The 24,729-nt window shown below is 37.7% G+C and carries 28 protein-coding genes and 1 riboswitch; of the genes, 7 read left to right on the forward strand and 21 right to left on the reverse strand.

The features are described from left to right. Together BFL01S_RS05110 and dapF are read right to left on the reverse strand one after the other, a co-directional pair. Positions 1-272, reverse strand: a 272-nt coding sequence (locus BFL01S_RS05110; protein WP_061785052.1) for a HesB/IscA family protein, incomplete at its 3' end; no start/stop codon positions are given. A 73-nt stretch (positions 273-345) separates the two neighbouring features. Continuing rightward, positions 346-1,200, reverse strand: a complete 855-nt coding sequence (gene dapF, locus BFL01S_RS05115; protein ID WP_025909408.1) for a diaminopimelate epimerase — start codon at positions 1,198-1,200, stop codon at positions 346-348. A 212-nt stretch (positions 1,201-1,412) separates the two neighbouring features. Between dapF and BFL01S_RS05120 the strand changes: the two genes are divergently transcribed. After that, on the forward strand, positions 1,413-2,090 hold the full coding sequence (locus BFL01S_RS05120; RefSeq protein WP_061785053.1) for a DUF2225 domain-containing protein: 678 nt from the start codon (positions 1,413-1,415) through the stop codon (positions 2,088-2,090). A gap of 54 nt (positions 2,091-2,144) precedes the next feature. Here the strand turns inward: BFL01S_RS05120 and BFL01S_RS05125 are convergent, their stop codons facing one another. After that, positions 2,145-2,384, reverse strand: coding sequence for a YuzB family protein (locus BFL01S_RS05125; protein ID WP_025909409.1), 240 nt, complete (start codon positions 2,382-2,384; stop codon positions 2,145-2,147). A gap of 298 nt (positions 2,385-2,682) precedes the next feature. Between BFL01S_RS05125 and BFL01S_RS05130 the strand changes: the two genes are divergently transcribed. Beyond that, complete coding sequence (locus BFL01S_RS05130; protein WP_025909410.1) at positions 2,683-3,750, forward strand: NAD(P)/FAD-dependent oxidoreductase; 1,068 nt, start codon at positions 2,683-2,685, stop codon at positions 3,748-3,750. 26 nt (positions 3,751-3,776) lie between these two features. On the opposite strand, the gene BFL01S_RS05135 is transcribed toward BFL01S_RS05130, so the two are convergent. Next, entirely contained in the window at positions 3,777-4,106 is a 330-nt protein-coding gene (locus tag BFL01S_RS05135; RefSeq protein WP_025909411.1) for a YuzD family protein, read from the reverse strand. A 195-nt stretch (positions 4,107-4,301) separates the two neighbouring features. Between BFL01S_RS05135 and BFL01S_RS05140 the strand changes: the two genes are divergently transcribed. Continuing rightward, positions 4,302-4,538, forward strand: coding sequence for a NifU family protein (locus BFL01S_RS05140; protein ID WP_025909412.1), 237 nt, complete (start codon positions 4,302-4,304; stop codon positions 4,536-4,538). Between the two features lie 48 nt (positions 4,539-4,586). Here the strand turns inward: BFL01S_RS05140 and thrB are convergent, their stop codons facing one another. The 5 genes from thrB to yutH all read right to left on the reverse strand — a co-directional run bounded on the left by thrB (position 4,587) and on the right by yutH (position 10,190). After that, a complete protein-coding gene (gene thrB, locus BFL01S_RS05145) occupies positions 4,587-5,501 on the reverse strand; it encodes a homoserine kinase (RefSeq protein ID WP_061785054.1) in 915 nt (304 codons plus the stop codon). After that, positions 5,495-6,556 (reverse strand): threonine synthase, encoded by a 1,062-nt coding sequence (gene thrC, locus BFL01S_RS05150; RefSeq protein WP_025909413.1) that lies wholly within the window; start codon positions 6,554-6,556, stop codon positions 5,495-5,497. The genes thrB and thrC overlap by 7 nt, the downstream gene beginning before the upstream one ends. Continuing rightward, positions 6,556-7,857, reverse strand: coding sequence for a homoserine dehydrogenase (locus BFL01S_RS05155; protein ID WP_025909414.1), 1,302 nt, complete (start codon positions 7,855-7,857; stop codon positions 6,556-6,558). Before BFL01S_RS05155 ends, thrC begins: the two co-directional genes overlap by 1 nt. A gap of 227 nt (positions 7,858-8,084) precedes the next feature. Beyond that, positions 8,085-9,071 carry a 2-hydroxyacid dehydrogenase gene (locus BFL01S_RS05160; RefSeq protein WP_025909415.1) on the reverse strand — a complete coding sequence of 329 codons (987 nt, stop codon included), beginning with the start codon at positions 9,069-9,071 and terminating at the stop codon, positions 8,085-8,087. Between the two features lie 108 nt (positions 9,072-9,179). Continuing rightward, complete coding sequence (yutH, locus tag BFL01S_RS05165) at positions 9,180-10,190, reverse strand: spore coat putative kinase YutH (protein WP_025909416.1); 1,011 nt, start codon at positions 10,188-10,190, stop codon at positions 9,180-9,182. A 268-nt stretch (positions 10,191-10,458) separates the two neighbouring features. Here yutH and BFL01S_RS05170 point away from each other — a divergent pair, with 268 nt between their 5' ends. Then, positions 10,459-10,932: a phosphatidylglycerophosphatase A family protein gene (locus BFL01S_RS05170; RefSeq protein ID WP_076512354.1), complete on the forward strand. Its 474-nt coding sequence runs from the start codon at positions 10,459-10,461 to the stop codon at positions 10,930-10,932. A 42-nt stretch (positions 10,933-10,974) separates the two neighbouring features. Here BFL01S_RS05170 and nucF read toward each other — a convergent pair whose 3' ends face one another. Together nucF and BFL01S_RS05180 are read right to left on the reverse strand one after the other, a co-directional pair. Continuing rightward, complete coding sequence (gene nucF / locus BFL01S_RS05175) at positions 10,975-11,745, reverse strand: 5' nucleotidase NucF (protein WP_025909418.1); 771 nt, start codon at positions 11,743-11,745, stop codon at positions 10,975-10,977. Between the two features lie 126 nt (positions 11,746-11,871). After that, entirely contained in the window at positions 11,872-12,309 is a 438-nt protein-coding gene (locus BFL01S_RS05180) for a DUF86 domain-containing protein (RefSeq protein WP_025909419.1), read from the reverse strand. A 109-nt stretch (positions 12,310-12,418) separates the two neighbouring features. On the opposite strand from BFL01S_RS05180, the gene BFL01S_RS05185 reads away from it, so the two are divergent. Continuing rightward, positions 12,419-12,685: a DUF3055 domain-containing protein gene (locus BFL01S_RS05185; RefSeq protein ID WP_025909420.1), complete on the forward strand. Its 267-nt coding sequence runs from the start codon at positions 12,419-12,421 to the stop codon at positions 12,683-12,685. Positions 12,686-12,729: 44 nt separating this feature from the next. On the opposite strand, the gene BFL01S_RS05190 is transcribed toward BFL01S_RS05185, so the two are convergent. Further along, positions 12,730-13,005, reverse strand: coding sequence for a YutD family protein (locus tag BFL01S_RS05190; RefSeq protein WP_025909421.1), 276 nt, complete (start codon positions 13,003-13,005; stop codon positions 12,730-12,732). 147 nt (positions 13,006-13,152) lie between these two features. Between BFL01S_RS05190 and BFL01S_RS05195 the strand changes: the two genes are divergently transcribed. Continuing rightward, a complete protein-coding gene (locus BFL01S_RS05195; protein ID WP_412762056.1) occupies positions 13,153-13,791 on the forward strand; it encodes a YhcN/YlaJ family sporulation lipoprotein in 639 nt (212 codons plus the stop codon). A gap of 37 nt (positions 13,792-13,828) precedes the next feature. Here the strand turns inward: BFL01S_RS05195 and lipA are convergent, their stop codons facing one another. After that, positions 13,829-14,725 (reverse strand): lipoyl synthase, encoded by an 897-nt coding sequence (gene lipA / locus BFL01S_RS05200; RefSeq protein WP_025909423.1) that lies wholly within the window; start codon positions 14,723-14,725, stop codon positions 13,829-13,831. Between the two features lie 342 nt (positions 14,726-15,067). Between lipA and BFL01S_RS05205 the strand changes: the two genes are divergently transcribed. Beyond that, complete coding sequence (locus BFL01S_RS05205) at positions 15,068-16,012, forward strand: M23 family metallopeptidase (RefSeq protein ID WP_235859202.1); 945 nt, start codon at positions 15,068-15,070, stop codon at positions 16,010-16,012. Positions 16,013-16,081: 69 nt separating this feature from the next. Here the strand turns inward: BFL01S_RS05205 and BFL01S_RS19875 are convergent, their stop codons facing one another. The 8 genes from BFL01S_RS19875 to sufB form a co-directional block, all read right to left on the reverse strand. Further along, positions 16,082-16,192: a methionine/alanine import family NSS transporter small subunit gene (locus BFL01S_RS19875; RefSeq protein WP_076512338.1), complete on the reverse strand. Its 111-nt coding sequence runs from the start codon at positions 16,190-16,192 to the stop codon at positions 16,082-16,084. Next, positions 16,182-17,696 (reverse strand): sodium-dependent transporter, encoded by a 1,515-nt coding sequence (locus tag BFL01S_RS05210; RefSeq protein WP_061785055.1) that lies wholly within the window; start codon positions 17,694-17,696, stop codon positions 16,182-16,184. The genes BFL01S_RS19875 and BFL01S_RS05210 overlap by 11 nt, the downstream gene beginning before the upstream one ends. A gap of 227 nt (positions 17,697-17,923) precedes the next feature. Then, entirely contained in the window at positions 17,924-19,504 is a 1,581-nt protein-coding gene (locus tag BFL01S_RS05215; protein ID WP_061785056.1) for a Na+/H+ antiporter NhaC family protein, read from the reverse strand. A gap of 124 nt (positions 19,505-19,628) precedes the next feature. Beyond that, positions 19,629-19,817: riboswitch (Lysine riboswitch) on the reverse strand. Between the two features lie 70 nt (positions 19,818-19,887). Beyond that, complete coding sequence (gene yunB, locus BFL01S_RS05220; RefSeq protein ID WP_025909427.1) at positions 19,888-20,643, reverse strand: sporulation protein YunB; 756 nt, start codon at positions 20,641-20,643, stop codon at positions 19,888-19,890. A gap of 69 nt (positions 20,644-20,712) precedes the next feature. Beyond that, positions 20,713-21,810, reverse strand: a complete 1,098-nt coding sequence (locus tag BFL01S_RS05225) for an HD-GYP domain-containing protein (RefSeq protein ID WP_025909428.1) — start codon at positions 21,808-21,810, stop codon at positions 20,713-20,715. Between the two features lie 115 nt (positions 21,811-21,925). After that, positions 21,926-22,228, reverse strand: a complete 303-nt coding sequence (locus BFL01S_RS05230; RefSeq protein ID WP_025909429.1) for a YunC family protein — start codon at positions 22,226-22,228, stop codon at positions 21,926-21,928. Between the two features lie 148 nt (positions 22,229-22,376). Further along, entirely contained in the window at positions 22,377-23,225 is an 849-nt protein-coding gene (locus tag BFL01S_RS05235) for a DUF72 domain-containing protein (RefSeq protein ID WP_061785057.1), read from the reverse strand. A gap of 102 nt (positions 23,226-23,327) precedes the next feature. Then, a complete protein-coding gene (gene sufB, locus BFL01S_RS05240; protein ID WP_025909431.1) occupies positions 23,328-24,725 on the reverse strand; it encodes a Fe-S cluster assembly protein SufB in 1,398 nt (465 codons plus the stop codon). Between the last annotated feature and the right edge of the window lie 4 nt (positions 24,726-24,729).

Raw genomic sequence — 24,729 nt, forward strand, 5'->3', positions numbered from 1 at the left:
CCTCCACCAAGCATAGACTGCTTATAATCAATCTTAACTCCTTTTAAAATCGGCACACTTTCTTTATCAACAAGAATTTGAATGCCATGTTGCTCAAACTGCATATCGTCTTCACTAACTTCGTGTGCGAAGCCCATTCCGTATGATAAACCTGAACAGCCTCCTCCGTTAATCGTTACGCGAAGGTAAGCATTCTCTTCTTCATGTTCTTTCATCATATCTTTTATTTGAAAGCTAGCCGCTTCTGTAATTTCTAGGATATCTTGACTCATAGTTAGATGACCTCCTTTTACCTATAAGTATACGCTGTGAGTACATGATGAACAACTACTCTGCTTTCAGTTCTTAATAGTAATAAACGCCATCACAAATAACAACTGCTGGACCTTTCATTAGTACATGGTTATTTTCTTTCCATGTAATGGTTAAGTCTCCACCCGCCAAGTGAACAATTGTGGGAGTATTTTTTTGCGTAAGATTATTTAAAACAGAAGAAACAACTGCTGCACATGCACCGGTTCCACAAGCTTGCGTTACACCTGAACCTCTTTCCCAAACGCGAAAATGCATTTCTGATTCATTCATAATCTCTACAAATTCAACATTTACACCTTCCGGAAAACGTGGATCCTTTTCAACCACTGGTCCTAATGTATGAAGAGGTGCTTTTTCAATATTTTCTACATAAAATACAACATGAGGATTTCCCATCGATACAGCTGTACCTATAAGCTCTTCGCCACCGAACTCCATTTTCTCTGACACGATGCTGTTACCTTCAAATCCAAGCATTGGAACTTCAGCTGGCTTTAATTTTGGTTTCCCCATATCAATTGTTACTTCATTTACTTTTTTATCCTGCAAATGAACAGTCGCATGGACAAGACCTGATAATGTTTCAATTGTAAACTCTTCTGTTTCTACTAAATTATGCTCATATGCATACTTAGCTACACATCTTAAGCCATTCCCACAATTTTTTGCTTCTGAACCATCGTTGTTAAATACGCGCATTTTAACATTCCCTTTAGTAGAAGGACAAATTAGAATCATCCCATCTGACCCGATGCCCGTATAGACGTTTGATACCTTAATAGCAACAGAAGCTAAATCTTCTTCCGCAATATGCTCTTCAAATAGATTGACGTAGATATAATTATTTCCAAGCGCGTGCATTTTTGTAAAAGCAAATTTTTTCATTTAATCACCCATTATTTTTTAGTATGGTCTTAGTATAAAATCATTCAATGTAGGAAACAATAAGAACATCCCCCGTTTCCCAACTCTTTAGCCAAAATGGTTAAGGAGTTTTTATTTTTCTATCACAAACACTACAAAAGACCCAAAACACGAAACAAAAAGTGTATAATATAGTTATAAAGAATCATTGAACTTCAAAAGGAGGAAATGAATTGGAAACCCTACATCCTCTTTATGATAAAAAAATCGCTTGTGCTTTGTGTAGCCACAGCTTTTATTCTAAAAAAGTCCGATCTCGCTTTTTAAAGGCTCAAAGATACGATACTGATTTTTTTATTTATTATGAAAACCCAAAGTTGCACCCTATCATATATGATGTCGTAATCTGTCCAAAGTGTGGATATGCGAGTACAGAACAATTCTCAAGACTTTTTCCTCCAGGTAGTGCAAACCAAGTTAAGGAAAAGGTCACAAAAAATTGGAGCTACCAGCCATATGATCAAGAACGAACGTTGCAACAAGCAATAAATGCTTACAAGCTGGCTATTTATTGTGCCAACATAAAAAAAGAAAAGTCATCTGTACTCGCAAGCCTCACGCTACGAGTAAGCTGGCTATACCGACTGCTTGATGACATCCAACAAGAGAGAGCTTTCGCTTTACATGCATTAAAGTGCTACACCACAGCATATTTAGAAGAAACGTTCCCTTCTAACAGTAACGAAGTTCGATTGTTATATATTATAGGAGAACTAAACTATCGGCTTGGGTTTCAGCAGCAGGCGCTTCTCTATTTTTCAGAAATTATCTATAAACATAAAAATCATCCCGATCGCAAAACATTTGAGCGAACTAAAGAAAGATGGCATGAGATTCGTAGCATATCATAGCAAAACAGAAGCGGTAATGCCTATAGGCATTACCGCTTCTACTTTTACTCTATATTAAAACATTGGGTTCTCTTCCAAATGTGTGTAGATAGCTGCTACTAATTCTTCTGGTGTGTCAGCAGCTACAACATCCCCGTTTACTAAAGCAAAAGGAGACCGTGCACACTTTCCACAATAACCCAAACATCCATACTCAACAATATCTAAATTCGGATCTTTTTCTAACTCTTCCAACGCAAGCTGAGAACCGCTAGCTAAATTGCTGATACAAAATTCAATAATTGGTTGAATCACTATTCTCACCTCTCTACTAATTGTTTATCCTACCTTGTTTTTAAAAAGACGTCAAATATCCAAACTGCATGCTGATAAGGAAATTATGTTGAAACATATTGTGGTTTTTATTCAATTTAGTTATACTTTTATGTGAATACAAACAAAACAGGTTATATTAAATTATTATTTAAGTAAAATATGCTATGCAAAATCGAATGCGATTGACGTATCGGTTTCGTTTTGTATGCCTATATGTTTTAAGCAATTCAATTAGTATAGAGAGAATAAAATGTCTAAACGTAAAGGGGAAATCCAGATGAAGAACCTTGTGATACTCGGTGGAGGATATGGTGGTATGCGTGTCCTACAGCGACTTTTTCCAAATCAACTGCCAGAGGATGTACATGTAACATTGGTTGATAAAGCACCTTATCACTCATTAAAGACTGAATTCTACGCGTTAGCGGCTGGAACCATTTCAGATCAGCACGTTCGCGTTTCTTTCCCAGAGCATCCTCGTTTATCTATTCGCTATGGCTTCATTACAAACATTGATCTTGAAAATAACCAAGTTCACCTTGAAGACAACGAAGTCCTCCATTATGATGATCTAATTATCGGACTAGGGTGTGAAGATAAATATCACGGCGTGCCGGGCGCACCGGAGCATACATACAGCATTCAAACAATCGATGCTTCTCGCGCTACATATCAAGCGTTAAACAATTTACCTGCTCATGCAACCGTATCGATTGTCGGAGCTGGTCTTAGCGGTGTTGAATTAGCTAGTGAGTTAAAAGAAAGCCGTTCTGATTTAAATATCATGCTATTCGATAGAGGAAAATTAATTTTATCTTCATTCCCAGAACGTTTGAGCAATTATGTTCAAGACTGGTTCACTTCTAACGGTATTGAAATTGTGAACAACGCCAATATCACGAGAGTAGAACAGAATACTCTATACAATCATGATGAACCAATTAAAAGCGATGCGATTGTGTGGACAGCCGGCATTCAACCAAACAAGGTCGTTAGGGATTTAAACGTTGAGAAAGACACTCAGGGTCGCGTAGTCTTAACAAAATATCATAATCTGCCTAACAATGAGAATGTCTATGTATTGGGAGACTGTGCTAGCTTACCACATGCTCCTAGTGCTCAACTAGCTGAGGGGCAAGCAGAGCAGATTGTTCAAGTGTTAACAGCACGATGGAAGAATGAAGAGCTACCTACTGAGTTACCAACGATTAAACTTAAAGGCGTATTAGGCTCTTTAGGAAAAAAACACGGATTCGGATTAGTAAACGATCGCGCAATTACGGGTCGAGTTGCTCGCTTATTAAAGTCAGGTATTTTATGGATGTATAAATACCATAACGGTTAATAAAAAAACGCCTAAAAGGCGTTTTTTTATGCAGACACAAATCCATATTTCTCTAATTCTTCAAAAATACGCTTTAGCTTTGGATTCCCTTCTCCAACAATCTCATTGTTAATTAGAATAACTGGATAAAACAAATCTTCATCAATTACTTTTTGCGAGAACTCCTGTTTCTCTTTTTCATCCACAGGTGGGTTATAAATATCGATATAACGTATGTTAAATGATTCATTCGGGTATTTTCGACTAAGCGCCGCCTCAAGCCACTCCTGTGTGTCTTTTGAAGATGGTAAATTCACGCAGCTTGCACAAATAATTTCTGCTCCATATACACAAATCTCAACGTTGTTTTTTTCCATATTTGTTCCCCCTATTCCCATGCTATGGCTCTTTCAATAAAGAAAGCTTCCACTCTATCTTATCTTTATTGTACACAAAAACTATTTAAAGAACATCGTTTTTCAAGTTGAACGAACGTAATCAAAGATTCTTGAATAGATTTTTTATGTAAGAGCGTTTATAATGTAACTAGAGAAGGAAAGGAGTCGATAATCATGGCTGAAATGGAAATGCATGAACAAGTACAAGAAGTATTAGATAAGCTTCGTCCATTTTTACTTCGCGATGGTGGAGATTGTGAATTAGTCGACGTTGAAGATGGCATTGTAAAATTACGTCTTCTAGGCGCTTGTGGCAGCTGCCCAAGTTCAACAATCACGCTAAAAGCAGGTATTGAACGTGCTCTTTTAGAAGAAGTACCTGGTGTTGTAGAAGTTGAACAAGTTTTCTAATGATCCCTTATATAACAAACCCTCAAGCGATGCTTGAGGGTTTTTGCTTTAGTTTGTTACGACCTGAGCGTCTACATATACACCTTTTGTATCAATACCTACTACGTCAACTTCACAATGAGATAATTTTATAGCTAAATGCTTAGCAATGTCTTTTCCTTTTCCAATAGGTGCTAAGCATAATACACTTGGCCCCGCTCCGCTCAGCACTGTTCCGTAAGCTCCTAACCTTTTAGCTTCTACTCTCGCAATGGCTAGCTCTGGTACCAATTTTGTTCGATAAAGCTCATGGTATAAATCTTTTTCCATAAATGTTCCTACCGCTTCAAAATCACGATTCATCAGTGCAGACACAAGCATATTCCCAATTGCTCCGGCTTCTACTGCTGTTCGATAATCAATTACCTTCGGCAAAGCATTACGGGCATCAGCTGTTTTTAATTCGTATCTCGGAATAATCATTATTACTTCAGCTTGTAAGTTGGGAATATGATTGATATACGTTTCATCTTCATGATGATATCCAATCACGACGCCTCCATAAATAGAAGGACTTACGTTATCCGGGTGACCTTCCATTAGGCTGCTAATTCGCAGCTTGTCTTTTTGCGATAAATTAAGCTTAGCAAGCTGATTAGCAAGTTCAATACCTGCAACAATTGCAGAAGCACTGCTTCCAAGCCCCCTAGCTAACGGTATATCGCTTGAGACATACACTTTTGCTGCTGGAAGAGTTACTTCATATTGCTTTGCTACATCTTCGGCAACCTGATACATTAAGTTGTCCTTGCCTGTTGGTATTCCTTCAACATCAGCTGTCTTTGGTACAAATACCCACTGTTCAGCTGGCTCCACTGTTAAAATCAAGTAGCGCCCAAGAGCGATTCCAATGGAATCAAACCCGGGCCCTAAATTAGCAGAGCTCGCTGGCACTGTGATTTTAAAGCGGTCAAAAGTTAACATGAAGCGACAACACCTTCAATATATTCAAACACTTTTTCTTCTTCATTTGGCAATACAACTGGCTTAACATCATGTGCGTCAATTGCTACGTTCGGATCTTTTAATCCATTTCCAGTTAGCACTGCTACTACTGTTGAACCTTTGGCAATTTTCCCTGATTTTACGTCTTTTATTACACCAGCGATTGATGCACAAGACCCAGGCTCTGCAAAAACACCTTCTCTTCTAGCAATTAAGCGATATGCATCTAAAATTTGCTCATCCGTCACTTCATCAATTTTGCCTTTTGATTCATTAGCTGCATTTACCGCATAATCCCAGCTTGCTGGATTACCGATACGAATTGCTGTTGCAATTGTCTCTGGATTTTCAATTACTTCGTTTCGAACGATTGCTGCTGCTCCTTCAGCTTCAAAACCGTGCATAAGAGGCAGACCGCTCTGATTACGCTCATTATACTCTTTGAAACCTTTCCAATATGCTGTAATATTCCCGGCGTTCCCAACAGGAATTGCTAAAACGTCAGGTGCTTTTCCTAACTGTTCACAGATTTCAAAAGCTGCGGTTTTTTGCCCCTCAATTCGGTAAGGGTTCACAGAGTTTACAAGAGATACAGGTGCTGTTTCACTAAGTTTTCGAACCATTGAAAGTGCTTGATCAAAGTTTCCTTCAATTGCTACAATTTCTGCTCCGTACATAACAGCTTGAGCGAGCTTACCCATTGCAATTTTTCCGTTTGGAATAACAACGATACAGCGCATGCCTGCACGTGACGCATAAGCTGCTGCTGCTGCAGACGTATTACCAGTAGATGCACAAATGACTGTGTTACTTCCTTCTTCTTTTGCTTTTGCAACGGCCATGACCATACCTCGGTCTTTAAATGAACCTGTAGGGTTTAAACCTTCTACTTTTACATGCAAGTTAATGCCAAGTTCTTCCGATAAATATGGAAGATGAATAAGCGGCGTATTTCCTTCATGTAGTGTTAACATTGGTGTTTCTTCTGTTACTGGCAAGAACTCTTTATATTGGTGTAATAAACCTTTCCACATTATACGATGCCAACTCCCTCTACTCGATAACTGCTTTTTACGTTTTCAACGATTGGTAAGTCTCTTAATTGTTGTAAAATTTCTTCATAGTCTTTTTGAGATGTTTTATGTGTTACAACAACGATCTCTGCAAGTTCGCTTCCTGTAACCGGTAATTGAATAATTTTTTCAAAGCTTACGCCGCGTTCAGAAAATAATGTTGTTAATTTGGCAAATGCGCCTACCTGATCTTTTACGTGAATACGTAAGAAGTGTTTAGAAAACTTTTGGTCTTCTGTTTTCAACTGTTTTGGGAATTGAGGCGTTACGGCACTCTTTCCATTGACCCCTAATCTCAAGTTTTTCATCACGCCCACAAGATCCGATACAACTGCAGTTGCTGTCGGTAAACTACCCGCTCCAGGACCATAAAACATTGTTTCTCCAACCGCTTCTCCATACACATAAACCGCATTGTACTCATCGCTAACTGATGCTAATGGATGTGTATCCGCTAATAACGTTGGCTGAACACTTACTTCGACGTTGTCTCCGTCTCGATGCGCGTATCCAATTAATTTCACTGTATATCCTAATTGTTTACTATATTGTAAATCTTCTTCCGTTACTTCCGTAATACCTTGAACCTGCACATCATCAAGATCAATTTTCATTGAGAAACCAAGCGTAGCTAGAATCGCCATTTTTCTTGCTGCATCCAAGCCTCCAACATCAGAAGTAGGGTCTGCTTCTGCATAACCTAGTTCTTGTGCTTCTTTTAGCACTTCTTCATATGCGCTTCCTTCTTTTGTCATCTTTGTTAAGATAAAGTTTGTTGTACCATTTACAATTCCCATCATTTTTGTAATACGATCTGAAGCTAAACCATCTGCAAGTCCACGAAGAATCGGAATTCCTCCAGCAACACTTGCTTCATAAAATAAATCGCAGCCATTTTCTGATGCAACCGTTAATAACTCAGAACCGTAAACTGCCATCAAATCTTTATTTGCTGTTACAACGTGCTTTTTATTACGAAGAGCCGTTAAAATATAGTCTCTTGTTTCCTCAACGCCACCCATAACCTCAATAACAACATCTACATCTGGGTTATGAATGACATCCTCTACGTTTGTTGATAATTTCTCACTACTAATCTCTACATCTCTAACTTTATCAATATTTTTAACTACCACTTTTTTAACCGTTACCGGACAGCCAACTTGGTGACTTAACTTATCCTGGTGATTTTCAATAATTTTAACTACTCCACTACCAACCGTTCCTAACCCTAATAATCCTACTGAAATACTTTTTGTCATATTATTCACCTCTATGTTCTCTTCACGTATACATTTGTTTTCTTATAGTGGACATTATAGACCCTATTTTTCTTTTTTACAAGACTTTACTTTAAATTTATCTCTTTATTCGTTGAATAAAAAGACAAATTTAAATTTTTTAAATATTTCATTTCCTTATCATAACACGTATTTTCTTGTTTTTTAACATACAAAAAGCATTTCTATAAAAGAAATGCTTTTATTCTTTAACCTTGAGGCACAAGCTCTCTATTAATGATGGTAGATGGGAAATGCCCTGCTAAAACAGCTTCTATGTTTTGTACCGCTAATTTAATCATACTTGTGCGTGTTTCTACCGTCGCACTTCCAATGTGAGGTAGTGCCACTACTTTTGGGTGCATGGCTAACGGGTGTGAACCATCAATTGGTTCATTCACAAAGACATCCAGTCCTGCTGCTGCAATCTCCTCTTCATTCAACGCTTTTAACAAAGCGGCTTCGTCCACTACATCACCCCGAGAAACGTTAATAAACATCGCAGATTTCTTCATCTTTTTGAATGCTTCCTCATTAAACATATTTTCAGTTTGTTTTGTTAAAGGTGTTAAGCACACAACAAAGTCAGACTTCTCTAATACATCATCCATTGATGCATATGTAACAGGTAACTTGCTTTCAGCTTGTTCATTTCGAGAACGATTGTGATAAAGGATATTCATATCAAAACCTGCTGCTCTCTTCGCTAGCACTTCACCAATCTTTCCCATCCCAACAATTCCAAGCGTTTTATGATGAATATCTCGACCAGCTAACAAATATGGGCTCCAGCTTGTCCACTTATTTTCTTTAATATGTGCTGAAGCCTCTAAAATATTTCTAGCCGTTGTCATAAGAAGCGTCATAGCTAAATCTGCTGTGGTATCTGAAAGCACATCAGGCGTATTACAAACATAGATTTGACGCTTTGTCGCTGCTTGGATATCAATATTATCAAACCCCACAGCTAGATTCGCAATTACTTTTAAATTAGTGGCTTCCTTTAATAATTCTTCATCTACTCTATCAGATAAAACCGTTAAAAGCCCATGAGCTTTTTTTGCTTTTTCAGTGAGTACATCATGAGGTACCGGGTCTTCTTCTGAATGCCACATCTCTACTTCAGCCACTACGCGTAGTGGCTCCACGAACTTCTCCGGTATATTCCTCGTAATAAAAATAAACGGCTTGTCCATTATCTATCACCTCATTGATTTTTAATTACATAACATGACGCCTTATTGTTTACCGCAATAGGCGTCACGTCGCATTATCTTTATATGTCTTTACTCTACTTATACCACTTAAACACCGCTTGATAACCACCCTACTTCTGGTATATGGTACCGTGAAGTAGAAATTCCAACGGATTGATAAAACTGCTTTAAAAATCGCTCATAATGGGATGAGTGATCTAAGACAGCTTCTAGCTGCTTATAATAGCCTTGCTTTTGTTCTTCGCTTTGAACACTATAATATCCTTCTACCACTTCAAAATAATGCACAGGGAACAACAGTCTCGCATATAGAAGACGCCACGAAAATGATGAGAGTGGGTTAATACGTTCGTATTCACTTAAAAAGTAATGCAACTGATGTGGATTTAGCTCATAGGATGATAAATATTGTTCACGAATATACTCTGCTAAGTCTCTGCTGGGATGATCAAAGACCCAATCCACTGGGAGTTTATAGATATACTGGCTTCCCCAAGTCGTCTGTCCAAATCGGTGATGACAAATTGTAGCTGAGTCTACTGCTCTTGGCAAATCATCAATCTCTGTATCCACTAAATACTGAATGGCATTCTCTGCTAGCCCTAGATAGTATGGAAAGCTTTCGAGAAATTTCTTTTCAACTTCTTGATTAGGCAAAGCTCTCAATCGTCCATACCAAAACTCTTCCATTTGATCTAACCGCTTTTCCCACAATGATTTCCATTGACCTAACCGTTTTGAATGTTCAACTTCATAAGGAAACATTCGACCGCGCTGATGAAATTCTGCTAGCTCTGAACCAATGACAAACTGTTCATTTCGCGGTGCGGCTATCGATCGGCAAATCATAAACTTTAAATCATCTGATTCTGTAATCATATTTCCTTCTAGATTTGGCATAAATGTAGAGATATAACGGTCACCTTGGCTCATGAGAAACTGACTCATTTGATACAACTCGTTCAGCTCATCTTCTTCCACTTGATTTAAATGAATAATCGTATACAAGATGTCTCGATATTGGAAGGCTTGATAAGCGCCCAAAGTCAACAATTCATCAGGGTGTAAACCATAGCCTTCATAAATTGCTTGCTTCACGTACATCCCCTCATTTCATTGATCAAAGTTTTCCCATAAAGAAATTCAATACTTGTCATAATATTTATGCGCAATCGAATAGATTAGAATTACACAATTTATTATGATTTCCTCCGAGTGAGTCATACTAGAAGATGTAATGATATGCTCACCAAATCGTGAAGTACATGATTTACTTCTAAACATATGCTTCTGTATTCCTTTAAGCATTAAAAAATAAAAAGAAATTAGGTGATGATACTTGGAGAAAAAACACGAGCAAAGTGAAATGGAAAAAACAGCAAGAGCGTGGCTAACAAAACGTGGTGTCACAGTAAGAGATATTGCTGATCTTGTTTTTTATCTACAAAAGAAATACCACCCCAATTTAAACATTCAAGAATGTGAGTACAATGTCGAGCGCGTCATCTCAAAACGCGAAGTACAGAATGCAATTCTTACAGGTATTCAACTGGATATTTTAACGGAAAAGAAACAGGTTGAAGAGCCGCTCTTATCAATTTTAGAAAAGGACGAAGGCTTGTATGGCATAGATGAAATCTTAGCCTTATCCATCGTAAACGTGTATGGCTCAATCGGCTTTACAAACTATGGATATATTGATAAGCAAAAGCCAGGGATACTGGAAGAATTAAACGATAAATCGTCTGGAAAATGTCACACATTCCTTGATGATATTGTTGGTGCTATTGCTGCAGCTGCCTCGAGTCGTCTGGCACATCGAGCTGAAAATGTTGAATAAAAAAAGAGAGTGGTTCAATTTGAATCACTCTCTTTTCATTCATTATATTTTATCCATCCATTCTTTTAGGGAATCAACAGCATAAGTTGGCTGCTTATCATACCCCTTAAGTAGCTCTTTTGTTGTTACCCCAGTATGAACTAATAAAGTATCTAATCCTGCTTTCATTCCAGCTAAAATATCTGTATCATAATAATCGCCTACCATAAGAGTGTCTTCTTTCGGTGTTCCAATTACCTCTAACGCTTGCTCCATAATAATACTTTCTGGCTTTCCAATGAAGACTGGTTGTGTTTGAGTAGAAACCGAAACAACCGACGTTATAGAACCGTTTCCTGGAAGTAAGCCTCTTTCTGTTGGAAGTGCAATATCGCCATTTGTCGACACAAAAAATGCACCGTTACGGACGTTTAAACAAGCTTTTGCTAGCTTCTCATATGTAATTTCTTGATCTAAGCCAACGACTACAAAGTCCGTATCTTCATCTTGAATTGTGAACCCTTTTTCAGTAAGCGCATGGCGAATCCCTTCTGCACCAATTACATATACTGTACCGTTGGGTTTACGGTCATGCAAATAATTAGCCGTTGCTTGGCTTGTTGTAAACACTTGATCTTCTGTTGTGGGAATTCCGAAGCTTTCAAGCTTTTCTGCTACTTGAGCAGGTCTTTTTGTTGAATTATTCGTAACAAATAAATACGGAATACCTTTTTCTTTTAATGCAATGACGAAATCACGCGCTTCTGCAATTAATTCTGTTCCTTTATACATCGTTCCATCTAAATCAATTAAATAGCCTTTATATTGCTTCATAGCTGCCTCCTACTAATTCATTCGATAATAAAAACGCCTTCTTTATTATAAGAAAGCAGATAGAGTTACAATGCGATAATAGCTTATTTTTCCTAAAATCACAAATCAGCTCACAGTTCTTTCACGCTAATTACGGAAAGCTGAAACAGGTCCTAATTCATTTTCTAGATATGTACGAATTCGAGTTGGGAATTGACTTAAAACCTCTTTGTTCTCTTGAACAACATGTATCACTTCATCATGTTTAACATCTAAATAATCTTGTACAAGGACTTTTCGCAAATTAATTACTGCTTTTAAGCCCTGTTCTTCCGAAGTTTCTACTACCTTCTCATCCATAAGAATATCAATGATATCATCATAGCTTCCAGGATCTCTCATAATGAATCCATCAATCATTGCATTACCGACATCTAAAACGTTTTCAATTAAGAGGTGAACAACTCTTTCTAACGCTTTTTTCTCGATAGTACTTTCCCACTTAGATTGTTCAGAAAAAACAACTAGGTGCTGCTCATAAAAACGTAGTATATGTTCAATCTTTTGACGATCTACAAAGTACATGATGTTTCCTCCTAACGCTTCGCTTATAAAATTTTCTAGCAGGCTTCTCCCCACTTTTCTTTTTTCATTTGATATGATAAAAGTATGGAAAGAAGGAAGGAGCAAGAGAATGAGCGAACGCTTTTATTTATATGATGATGTAGTGAATACAAAAACTCGATTTGTTAGCTTTATGGGTGAAAATCAACGGTTTGACCTTGCTATCATTCAGTCTGATCGCTATTATGGCAAGCATCTTGTCTTAGATATTCAAGGGGGACGCTTTGCTATTATTGGCTCAGATGATTTAGAGGAACCAAATTATTTAGAGCACATATTTAAGCTTTCAGAAGAAGATGGTCAAGAACTTAGAGAGTTCTTATACGAGGTCATTTAATGAGAAAGGCAGCGGAAAGAAAGTACATCTTCTGCTGACCTTTTTTATTTATTTACTTTTTTCAGTACAAAATACGCACAGCCAAAATTACAATATTCGTGTAAATAATCTTGAATTGTACTTATTTTTGTATCATATGTAGCTTTTTGATTACGGTCATCAAAAAAACCTTTTAAACGCAGCTGATTATAGCCCCAATCGCCTAATATATAGTCGTAGCGACTAAGCACATCAATATATCGACTTCGAAAAGCTTCCTCATCAAACCCTTCTCGTTCTTCTTTGATTACTTCATAGCAAACATTATTAACACAAATCATTGTTTCACCTCTTCTCTTCAAAATTACCATACCACATTTTGAAATTTTTTTCTAAACAATCGTTTGATTAAAAAACATGAAAACCAGCAATTTACAGGCAATTTTTTAACCAATCGCCGCAACCTATAGATAGGGAGGTCGTTTACAGTGAAAAAATATTTAATTTATTGCGGCATGTTAACAATGGTTGCATTATCAGGTTGTCAGGCAGGGGGCGAAACAGATAATGAAGCACTATCACCTAATAATCCAAATGCTATTAATGTAGCTGATCATAACGATTTATATAACAAAGAAAAGGATAACGATACCGATTATGGGTACGTACGTTATCAAAAATCACCTGTTGCTAACGATACTGAAAAGGCACAAAACATTGCTACACTTGACCGTGAGGAAGCAGCTGATTCAATTAGTAAACTTAGTTCAGCCATTCCAAATGTGAATGACGTAGCTACGCTTGTGACAGATGAAGACGTGCTAATCGCGTATAAAACAGACACAAAAGATCGAAATGCTACCGCTGATCAAGTAAAACGGACAGCAATGTCTATTATGCCCCGTTATTATCACGTATACGTATCAGATAACCCACAGCACATTCAAGATATCGAACGCTTCAGTGAAGCAAATACGAAAGACAAGTCTGTGGAAGAGTCCATTCATTTAACCATTAAAGAAATGCTTAAATCTCCTCAAGGTCGTAAGATGAACGATGGTGAGAATGCAAACGGCGAGGGAAAAAACGAATTGAATGAACATGTAACAGATGAAAAGATGAAATAAAAAAGGAAAAAAGGCGATGGAAACACCGCCTTTTTCATTACCCGTTATTTTGCTTTTGCTTTGAAGCAGCATTTACTTGTTCATCCGCATGGTAAGAAGAACGCACAAGTGGACCAGCTTCAACGTGGCTAAATCCTTTAGTTAAAGCAATTTCTCTAAGCTCTTCGAATTCACTTGGGTGATAGTACTTCTGAACTTTAATATGTTTCTTTGTCGGCTGTAAATATTGACCGATTGTCATGATATCTACATTATTTGCTCGCAGGTCATCCATCGTTTCAATGATTTGCTCTTTTGTTTCTCCAAGCCCAATCATAATGCTCGATTTTGTAGGAATATCTGGTTGCATTTCTTTTGCACGACGTAAAAATTCTAATGAACGCTCGTATGTAGCTCTTGCACGCACACGAGGCGTTAATTCGCGTACTGTTTCAATGTTATGGTTTAAAATATCAGGGCGAGCATCCATTACCATGCGGAGGTTCTCTTCTACTCCACCCATATCTGAAGGTAATACTTCGATTGTCGTAAATGGATTTTTACGGCGAATAGCGCGAATTGTCTCTGCTAGTACACCTGCTCCACCGTCTTTTAGATCGTCACGCGCAACTACCGTAATAACAGCGTGCTTTAAGTTCATTAGCTGAACTGAATCTGCTACGCGTTCTGGCTCTTCCAAATCTAACTCTGTTGGTAAGCCTGTTTTCACAGCACAGAAGCGACACGCACGTGTACAAACTTGACCTAAAATCATAAAGGTAGCCGTACGACGAACTGCCCAACACTCATGAATATTAGGGCATTTTGCTTCTTCACATACCGTATTCAGATTTTTTTCACGCATCATTTTCTTTAAGTCCGTGTAGTTCTCGTTTGTGTTTAGCTTAATTTTTAGCCACTCGGGTTTGCGGACATACTCTTCCTTTGTTGCCATTAGTATCAACTCCATCAATCTAGAAAATGTCTGTAACCTATATGCTGATTGTTAAATTGTCAAATAAAAAATACACTACATGTCACTTTATCATACAAAAGAGCGATTCGACAAGCGCTCTGCACTTATTTATCTCTACTCTTTATCCTTTAATAACCGCAAATGATAGCGCTTTATTTATTGTTCATATAACCTTAACATCATTTTATTTCCATTAATTATTATTTATTAAATTTTTCATCGTTTCACAAACTAATACTATAACTTAATTAGGAAGGAGGAAGCCCATTGAAAAAATATGTGCTTTTTCTGTTATTTTTTTCACTATGCTTTTCATGTACGATTTCATCTCAGGCTGCGCCACTTTCTACCGAAGATGAAGCAGCTTTAAATACGAAGCGCATGGAATTATATCAGCAGATGGAGGCTGTGTCATCAATACCTTGGTATTACTTTGCTGGAATTGATCAATATGAACGAAACGTCCGTCGCTCTCATAAGGATATTCCAAGAGAAAAAGGTGCAATTGCTATTTATTACTCTCCAGAAAAATGGGCGGGTTCTTTAAATCCAAAGCTTAATGACCAAAACCCCTCAACCATTTCGTTATTAGGTGGTTTAGGAAAAGACGGAAACGGCGATGGGAAAGCTGATCAGTTAAATGATGAAGACATGCTTTTTACAATGGCTAATTATATTCAAACTTTTGGAACAAGCGAGGATTATATTAAAATTGCGCTATGGAGTTATTATCATCGAGCTAAAGCGGTTGATATTATCCTTGGGAACGCCAAGCTCTTTAAGACCTATGGTCGTATTGACTTAAAAGGAACCTCGTTTCCAGTGCCGATTCGATCAAACTATAGCTATCGCAGCACTTGGGGTGACGCTCGTGGATGGGGCGGAAGAAGAATTCATGAAGGAACTGATATTTTCGCTGACTATGGCGTTCCAGTCAAGTCTCCTTGCTATGGTATAATCGAACTAAAAGGTTGGAATAAATATGGTGGCTGGCGTATTGGAATTCGAGACCTGAATAATAATTATCACTACCTAGCACATTTAAGTGGATTTGCTAAAGATTTAAAAACGGGACAGATTGTAGAACCAGGTATGGTCATCGGTGGTGTTGGTAGTTCAGGATACGGGCCTCCAGGTACATCTGGGAAATTTCCACCTCATTTACATTACGGTATGTACAAAGATAACGGTCGAAACGAATGGTCTTTTGACCCTTATCCGCAGCTTCGGTCATGGGAAAGAATTGATCGTCAAAAGAAAAAGTAATGTACGATTTAAACAAACGTTTATTTAATATAAAAAGAGTGCTTAGAACAATGTTCTAAGCACTCTTTTTTACGCTTTACTTTCCTTTGATTTCTTCACTGCATGAATAATACTTGCTGCTAAACCGCCCCAGATGATAATCATTCCTGCAATCATCATAATTACTGAATTACTTTCCATACGTTGTATCCTCCTTCACAGAAGATAATGATTCTTTCTTCCAACTTTTAAATGATAATAGAATCCCAACAACAATCACCAAACCTGCAACTCCCCAACCAAATGGAACAATGAAACTCGTCGCATAACCTTCGTAATTTTCTGAAATATTAGTTCTCACATTATCAAACATCATGTATCCAAGAACAGCTGGTGTGATTACGCTTAAGCAAATTTTCCACCAAGCACCAAGCATAATGTCAGATACGCTGTTTGCATGTTTTTGTAGATTGTTTAGTTCACGGAATACCCAAGCCACTAAGATAATTTCAACTAAACCGGCTAAAGCAACACCAAAGTTATTGATAAAATAATCCATTACATCTAGGAAGTATAACCCTCCTTGAGTAGCAAATAATAATGAAATGATAGAAGCTAAGCCCCCACCCATTAAGACAGATTTCGTACGAGATACGTTAAATTTATCTTGTACCCCCGCTACAAATGTTTCAATAATGGAAATAAGTGATGTTAAACCAGCCAATGTTAACGATCCAAAGAAAAGTAATCCGAACAGCTGATTAAACGCCGGAAACTCGTTAATAATTTGAGGGAATACAACAAATGCTAATCCTACTCCACCTGCTACTACTTCATCAATGCTCACACCTTGCTGCATTGCCATAAACCCTAAAGCACTAAATACACCAATACCGGCTAGTAATTCAAATGCTGAGTTACCAAAGCCAGTGATAAAAGCATTATTTGTTAAATCTGATTTCTTTGGTAAATAGCTAGAATAAGTAATCATAATGGCAAAACCAACAGATAAACTGAAGAAGATTTGACCATAAGCCGCCACCCAAACTTTTCCATCTGCAATAGCGCTCCAGTCTGGCTTAAAGAATGCATTCAACCCTTCCATTGCACCATCTAATGTAATAGCGCGAAGCACAATGATAAAGAATAAAACAATTAATGTTGGTAAGAAAATTTTGTTTGCTGCTTCAATTCCTTTTTTAATACCTTTTAGTAAGACACCTAAAGCTATTACCCAAACTAAAATAAGCGGTATTAGGACACCTGGTACAATGCTTCCCGTTTGACCAGGAACCTCAGCTAATTTCAAATAGTCACCGAATAAAAACCCTTCAGTATCTTGACCCCAGCTTAGCTTTAGCGAAAAGATAAAGTAAGACATGGCCCATGCAATAATCGCTGCATAGTAAACTGCAATAATAAATGAAATACCAACTTGCCACCAGCCTAGCCATTCTGCTTTTTTATTTAGTCTCGCTAGCGATAATGGCGATGATCCTCTATACTTATGTCCAATTGCAAACTCCATGATTAAGATTGGAATACCTGCTGTTAATAACGCAAATAAGTATGGTAAGAAAAATGCACCTCCACCGTTTTCATAGGCAGTCGCCGGAAACCTCCAAATATTTCCTAATCCAATTGCAGAACCTGCTGCTGCCATGATAAAACCTGCTCTCGTACCCCATTGAGGACGATTTTCCATCATAGTTTCCCCCTTACACTCTCTCTTTTCTTTTATCTCTGTCATAACCCAAAAAGTTATTTAAACTTTCTGACAATTTAGCATAGTCTGTCTTTAGAACTATCTTACGAAGAATTATAGCTATTATGCTATAGTATGTCAAAATATTTTTTATAGAAAATTTTGATAATTAAACAATTAAAAATAGAGCAGACGTTGTGAAGCGCATCTGCTCTATCTTTATTCTTCTATTTTTCTAATGATGTCTCTGTTATGTTCCCCTTTTTACGAGTTACTAAGACAAATACCACTAATAAAACCATTATTGTTCCAAATCCTGCAGCTGTACTTTCTGTTAAACCAAGTACAATATAACCAATGATGCTAATTACAGCTGAAATAATTGCATAAGGAAGCTGTGTCATTACGTGATCAATATGATGACTTCCTGCTCCAGTTGATGACAAGATTGTTGTATCAGAAATTGGTGAACAGTGATCTCCGCAAACTGAACCAGCTAATACAGCCGCAAGAGCTGGTAATAATAATTCTGGTTCAATGTTTCCTACAATGTCACCTGCAATTGGAAGCATAATACCAAACGTTCCCCACGATGTCCCTGTTGAAAACGCCATGATGCCAGCAATAATAAATAGTACCACTGGTAAGAAGGCAATATTTAAATTAGAACTCTCCACAATTCCTGCTAAGAATTCTCCTGATTTCAACTGACCAATCAAATCTCCAATCATCCAAGCAAGCAGCAAAATATAAATAGCGGGTAGCATCGATTTGATTCCTGCTACTATGCCCTTACCAAGCACCGAATTAGACAGTTCATTCGATTGTCTCGTACGTGCGATAAATAATACTAGCGTTACAACAAGGCCTGATAAACCACCAATCATTAATGAATTAGGTACATTCGTATTCTCAAACATTGTAAAGATTGTAGCTTGACCTTCAGTTGCTTGATAGCCTGTCCATAACATCGCACCAATTGTCCCAATCATCAATACAATAATTGGTAAGATCAAATCGAATACACGACCATTTTCACTAACTGGTAAATCTTCTTTTAACTCTCCTGGTACTGCACCTTTTTCTGGGTCCGTTACTTCTCCAGTACGAATCGCACGCTCTTCGTGTTTTTTCATTGGTCCAATGTTAATATCAAAAACACTCACCACGAATACCATAATTAATGCGGTAAATACATAAAAATTCATCGGTATCATCTGTACAAATGCTGAAAATGCTGATACATTACTCATCCCGTGCGCAGCTAGAATTGAACCTACAACCGTAATAATATAGGCACCCCAACTTGAGAACGGTGCAATCACACATACCGGAGCTGAAGTTGAATCAATTAAATAAGCAAGCTTCGCTCTTGATACCCGCTGTCGATCTGTTACCGGGCGACTTACTTGTCCAACAGCTAGTGCATTAAAATAATCATCAATAAAGATAATAATTCCTAACACAGCTGTTAATAGATGAGCTCCACGACGCGTTTTAATACGTTGTAAAGCCCATTCTCCAAAAGCACGGCTTCCTCCAATGATTGAGATAAAAGCCGTAATAACACCTAAAATTAAAAGGAAAAGCAAAATGAATAGATTTGAAGTATTAAGTGCGCCGTCCGCGTAGAAAATTGTAGCAAAGCTTCCCCAAATCTTTTGAATCGTTTCTCCAACTGAAAACTCCGTTAACACTAATCCACCTGCTAAAATCCCTACTCCTAGGGAAAGCAGTACTTTACGTGTTAAAACAACCATTAATATGGCAATCAATGGTGGTAATAACGAAAAAATAGTTCCTTCCATGATATCCTCCTAATATAAGCCTGTTTAAATCTAGGAGGACTACTTATAAAGAAAAAAACGCAAAAAAGAGCAATGATAGAAAATAACTATCATTACTCTTTGTAATGTTATGTTATCCTCCATCACGATCAGTAGCCCTCCATCATGAAAACAAGCGTATTTTCATAATGACAGTGTTACCCTTTTTCAAGGTAACCCCAGAAAAGAAAAGCTGACTCTTTTTCTTTCCTTCGGCAAAAAATCCTTTTTACTATGATCATAGTTGTCATCCTCACATAGTATACTCATACTTTTTGCATCCTCTACCTCATCGATCTGATAAGGTGATGGTATATAATTATATCTAGTACATTATATCGGTAAAGTATAAAGTTATCAACCGGCTATTTCTTCTTTAGTTCAATAGATGGAGAGGCTGAGTTAGTGCCACCGTTAAAATAATCCGGTACGTTCCCTGGAATCATCGCCATCCCTACAGGCACTGTCGCTTGAACGGTTGTCTGTTTTGTAGCAAAGGGAATAATCACCTGAACGTTAACCTGAACTTCAATTGAAATTTCTAAAAAAGCACCGTTAATTCCGTATTCCTCTATTTTCCGTACAACGTCTGATTGCACATCACCAATTGCATGAAATTTAACCGGGATTAAAGGTCCTAGATTTCCTAGTAAGGCATTGTTTGTAGCTTGCCCTAATGGAACTTGATAGACAATTCCTCGCTGCCTGAGCTTTTCATCTGGTTCAATATTAATATCCGTTGGAATCTCTAATTCTTCTAAATTTCCTTTTTCAGCTTCTCGTAAATTAGCCTGGACTAAAGATGTCGTTTGAGCTCTAATACGATTTACGACTGCCGTATCAATCTTGGCTACCTGCCCATCCGGCGTACTTTCTGTCTTAATAATATCGTTCACATCAAGTTGGTCTACCACTTGTTTATTAACGGCCTTATTAATAACAAGCGTTGCAATCTCTTTAGTCTGGGCTTCTGCATATTTCATTAAGGTTGGTTCAATTCCTCTATTAATTAACCATATTCCTGCTCCAGTAGAAAGCAGAAAAAAAACAATTGTTAGTAGTACAACATAGCGAAATGGTATAGGTCCCTTTTTCAATACTCTTCGGCGAACCCTAATCAAAAAAATCCCTCCTTACAAGCTATATGTATGCATAAACAAGGAGGGCTAACGCTATTTTCTAAAAGTTTTCTATGTTTGTTTTAAATCGTTGCTGATAATTATTAATGTAGGACTTTCTTTTAAATCAATTTCATAAGGTTTATCTAAAACCCTGCCTCCTTCTTCTTGAATAAGAATGTAAGGTCGATCACTTAGGCCTTTATTTTGCTTGCTTACTATGCCTTTTCTTTGGTCATTCAGCGTTACAAAAAGACCAATAGGATAAACAGCAATTGCCCTTCTGAAAGCGCTAATCATATCTTTATCAAACTGACTTCCTGCACCCGCATACAAAATCTCTAGCCCCTCGTGAGGGAGAAGAGCGCTTCTATACACGCGATTTGACGTCACGGCATCGTACACATCCGCAATTGCGATAATTTTACTAAATAAATGAATTCGCTCTTCTTTAATTCCTAATGGATACCCTGATCCATCCAATCTTTCATGATGCTGATATGCGCAAGAGGCGGAGAGCGCAGAGACATTAGGAGTACTTCGCAATAATTCGTACCCGTATGTAGTATGCTTTTTCATTAACTTAAATTCTTCATCCGTTAATCTTCCGGGCTTGTTTAGAATATCTTGGGGAATTAACATTTTCCCTACATCATGTAGCATAGCTCCTGCACCTAGCTTCTCTAGAACAGGCTGAGTTAATCCTATTTCTTTTCCGAGTGAAAGGGCATAAAGCGTCACGTTCACAGAATGAGAAAATACATAGTTATCGTATATATATACATCCGTTAACAATGACAATACATCATTATTATTCATAATCTCATCTACTAATTGATTGCCAACCTTATGTACTTCACGAACCGATTGTTCTAAAAGTGCAACACGCGTTTTTTCATGCTTTTTTTGAAGAGAGTGAAAGACATCTTCCACTGATTCCATTGCCTTTTTCCGAAGTGAAAATGGGATGGTAGAAGTAGAATTTACAACAATATCATTTGTTCGTTTATCACCTATGTATACAAACGTAACACCTCGCTGCTGTAAACGATTAATAATAGTCTCTGTCAAAGGTATGCCTGTATTAATTAGCGTTTTTCCTGCTTCATCTAATATTGGTTTTGCTAAACATGCACCTGGGCTCAATGATTGAATTGCAACTAATTTCATAGTAACTCCCTAACTATCTATTATTTTATAATCGCTATAAAAGAGGTAGAGCATTTACTACCTCTCCATTGAATCCTTTTAGACAAAATTTGAATATAAAGGACTTTATTCCTAACTATACCATTTTTAATAAAGCTTCGCGCCCTATCATACCTGGATGAATGCCTAAACTTTCTGCTTCCACAGTAACAGACTCTAAAGGTGCATTTAAAAGATCTTCAATTGTTCGAACGCCAACTGCTCTTCCGGCAATGATTTGTCTACTGACCAGCTTTTCATTTAAAAGGCCAACGTCTAATGCTCCACACATAATATATCCTTTATCGGAAGAGACTGTTAAAAGCGTTGTTTTTGGAAGCAGTACGGTAACCGCATTGAACGTATGACCATTAATAACAACAGGTTCTAATGTAATCAAATTCCCCACTCCTTTCTTAATCAAGGTATGATGATTTTCAAAAAGAGTGAGCTTTAGGGCGTTTTTTTATAATTATACAAGAAAGCACATACTTTATTTCTAACTTAATTGTTTAAGACGGTATGCGCTCATCAATCTGTTTTAGCAGTCAATCAAATAAATTTAACTGTTTAGGTGCCAAATCGGTATACCGAATGTCCAGCAAATGAATTAATTCCTTAGCATTATCAACCGCGTCTCCGCCCGAATTGTTGTTAAAAACGATGTAAATATCTTTCGTCTGCTGCTTTAATTCTTCAATACGATGCTTCCATTCAAGTAATTCTTGGTGATTATAACGATACAAAAAGCGAATTTTACGCCAGTTAGGGTCTCCACTTTTATTCCAACCGTGAACGTTTCGACCATGAAATCGAATCAGCGTTTTCTCAGCACTCGTAGGATGTAAAACGGTCGGCACAGACCCTTCACCTGCTTGTGGCTCATCACAAATGCTGTGAATCCATTTCTCTTTTTCCATAAACATAAGTGTCTTATCATGCCACTGTGGCGTAAACCAAGACTGGTTACGAAACTCTAACGTAACGGGTAAATCACCGAATTTTTCACGGCTGTATCGCAAATAATTAACATTTTCTTTCGTACAATTAAACCAGGGCGGCATTTGGAACAAAATCATTGCAAGTTTATTCGCTTTTACGTAAGGAGTCACAGAATCCATAAATGCATCAAACATCTCGTCTTTGCTATCAAACGGTATTTCATTCCGCATATGCCCTGTCATACCCTGATAAGCTTTGACAACGAATTGAAACGAATCGGGGGTATCTGCTACCCACTTTTCGACCGTTGTTTTAGGCTGAATAGCATAAAAAGATGCATCTACTTCAACTGTTGGAAAGTGACCTGCGTATACAGCGAGCTTATCTCGCGCAGGCACGCCCGTTTCATATAAAGATGAATGATCTCCCCACCCTGTTACGCCTACGTATATCACAAAATCCCTCCAATATGTATCAAACTGTGCACCTATTATTTTAATACAAACTCATCAAAAAAACTCGCTTGTATATACAAGCGAGTTTAAAAAAATCATTTATTACCCGATAGATCCTTCCATTTCGAACTTGATTAGACGGTTCATTTCTACCGCATACTCCATTGGAAGTTCTTTTGTAAATGGTTCGATGAAGCCCATTACGATCATTTCTGTTGCTTCTTCTTCAGAAATACCGCGGCTCATTAGATAGAATAACTGCTCTTCAGATACTTTTGAAACTTTCGCTTCGTGCTCTAAAGAGATGTTATCGTTGTAAATTTCGTTGTATGGAATTGTATCAGATGTTGATTGATTATCCATAATTAACGTATCACACTCGATGTTTGAACGAGCACCTTCAGCTTTGCGACCAAAGTGAACGATACCACGGTACGTTACTTTACCGCCTTGCTTCGAAATAGATTTCGAAACAATTGTAGAAGACGTATTTGGTGCTAAGTGAATCATTTTCGCACCCGCATCTTGGTGTTGGCCTTTACCAGCTAATGCAATGGATAATGTCATACCACGTGCGCCTTCACCTTTTAGGATAACAGCTGGGTATTTCATTGTTAATTTAGAACCGATGTTTCCATCAACCCATTCCATTGTTGCATTCGCTTCACATACAGCTCGCTTCGTTACTAGGTTGTATACGTTATTCGCCCAGTTTTGAATCGTTGTATAACGGCAGTATGCGTCTTTTTTAATGATGATTTCTACAACAGCACTGTGCAGAGAGTTTGTAGTATAAACCGGCGCTGTACAGCCTTCTACGTAGTGTACGTGTGCACCTTCATCTACGATGATTAGCGTACGTTCGAATTGACCCATGTTCTCAGAGTTAATACGGAAGTATGCTTGAAGTGGCGTATCTACTTTGATACCTTTTGGGACGTAGATAAATGAACCACCAGACCAAACAGCTGAGTTTAACGCAGCAAATTTGTTGTCAGTTGGCGGAATTACTTTCGCCCAGTGCTCACGGAAAATCTCTTCGTTTTCTTTTAATGCAGTATCTGTGTCTTTAAATACGATTCCTTGTGCTTCAAGGTCTTCTTTCATGTTGTGATATACAACTTCAGATTCGTACTGAGCAGATACACCAGCTAGGTATTTTTGCTCCGCTTCTGGAATACCAAGCTTATCAAACGTTTGTTTAATCTCTTCAGGAACCTCATCCCAAGAGCGCTCTGACTTCTCTGAAGGCTTTACATAGTACGTAATTTCATCAAAGTTCAGGCTAGACATATCGCCGCCCCACTGTGGCATTGGCATGCTGTAAAAATGCTCAAGTGATTTTAAGCGGAAGTCAAGCATCCACTGTGGCTCATCTTTCATGCGAGAAATTTCTTCTACAATTTCTTTTGTTAATCCTCTTTCAGAACGGAAAATAGAAACGTCCTTATCCGAGAACCCGTATTTATAATCGCCGATTTCCGGCATCTTTTTTGCCATTTGT

This window comes from Priestia flexa NBRC 15715, from assembly GCF_001591565.1.
In the GTDB taxonomy this organism is placed as follows: Bacteria; Bacillota; Bacilli; order Bacillales; family Bacillaceae_H; genus Priestia; species Priestia flexa.

Coding starts and splice junctions, on each gene's coding strand:
- dapF (WP_025909408.1), bottom strand. CDS start 1,200: ATGAAAAAATTTGCTTTTACAAAAATGCACGCGCTTGGAAATAATTAT.
- BFL01S_RS05130 (WP_025909410.1), top strand. CDS start 2,683: ATGAAGAACCTTGTGATACTCGGTGGAGGATATGGTGGTATGCGTGTC.
- BFL01S_RS05135 (WP_025909411.1), bottom strand. CDS start 4,106: ATGGAAAAAAACAACGTTGAGATTTGTGTATATGGAGCAGAAATTATT.
- BFL01S_RS05140 (WP_025909412.1), top strand. CDS start 4,302: ATGGCTGAAATGGAAATGCATGAACAAGTACAAGAAGTATTAGATAAG.
- thrB (WP_061785054.1), bottom strand. CDS start 5,501: ATGTTAACTTTTGACCGCTTTAAAATCACAGTGCCAGCGAGCTCTGCT.
- thrC (WP_025909413.1), bottom strand. CDS start 6,556: ATGTGGAAAGGTTTATTACACCAATATAAAGAGTTCTTGCCAGTAACA.
- BFL01S_RS05155 (WP_025909414.1), bottom strand. CDS start 7,857: ATGACAAAAAGTATTTCAGTAGGATTATTAGGGTTAGGAACGGTTGGT.
- BFL01S_RS05160 (WP_025909415.1), bottom strand. CDS start 9,071: ATGGACAAGCCGTTTATTTTTATTACGAGGAATATACCGGAGAAGTTC.
- BFL01S_RS05170 (WP_076512354.1), top strand. CDS start 10,459: ATGGAAAAAACAGCAAGAGCGTGGCTAACAAAACGTGGTGTCACAGTA.
- nucF (WP_025909418.1), bottom strand. CDS start 11,745: ATGAAGCAATATAAAGGCTATTTAATTGATTTAGATGGAACGATGTAT.
- BFL01S_RS05180 (WP_025909419.1), bottom strand. CDS start 12,309: ATGTACTTTGTAGATCGTCAAAAGATTGAACATATACTACGTTTTTAT.
- BFL01S_RS05185 (WP_025909420.1), top strand. CDS start 12,419: ATGAGCGAACGCTTTTATTTATATGATGATGTAGTGAATACAAAAACT.
- BFL01S_RS05190 (WP_025909421.1), bottom strand. CDS start 13,005: ATGATTTGTGTTAATAATGTTTGCTATGAAGTAATCAAAGAAGAACGA.
- lipA (WP_025909423.1), bottom strand. CDS start 14,725: ATGGCAACAAAGGAAGAGTATGTCCGCAAACCCGAGTGGCTAAAAATT.
- BFL01S_RS19875 (WP_076512338.1), bottom strand. CDS start 16,192: ATGGAAAGTAATTCAGTAATTATGATGATTGCAGGAATGATTATCATC.
- BFL01S_RS05210 (WP_061785055.1), bottom strand. CDS start 17,696: ATGGAAAATCGTCCTCAATGGGGTACGAGAGCAGGTTTTATCATGGCA.
- BFL01S_RS05215 (WP_061785056.1), bottom strand. CDS start 19,504: ATGGAAGGAACTATTTTTTCGTTATTACCACCATTGATTGCCATATTA.
- BFL01S_RS05225 (WP_025909428.1), bottom strand. CDS start 21,810: ATGAAATTAGTTGCAATTCAATCATTGAGCCCAGGTGCATGTTTAGCA.
- sufB (WP_025909431.1), bottom strand. CDS start 24,725: ATGGCAAAAAAGATGCCGGAAATCGGCGATTATAAATACGGGTTCTCG.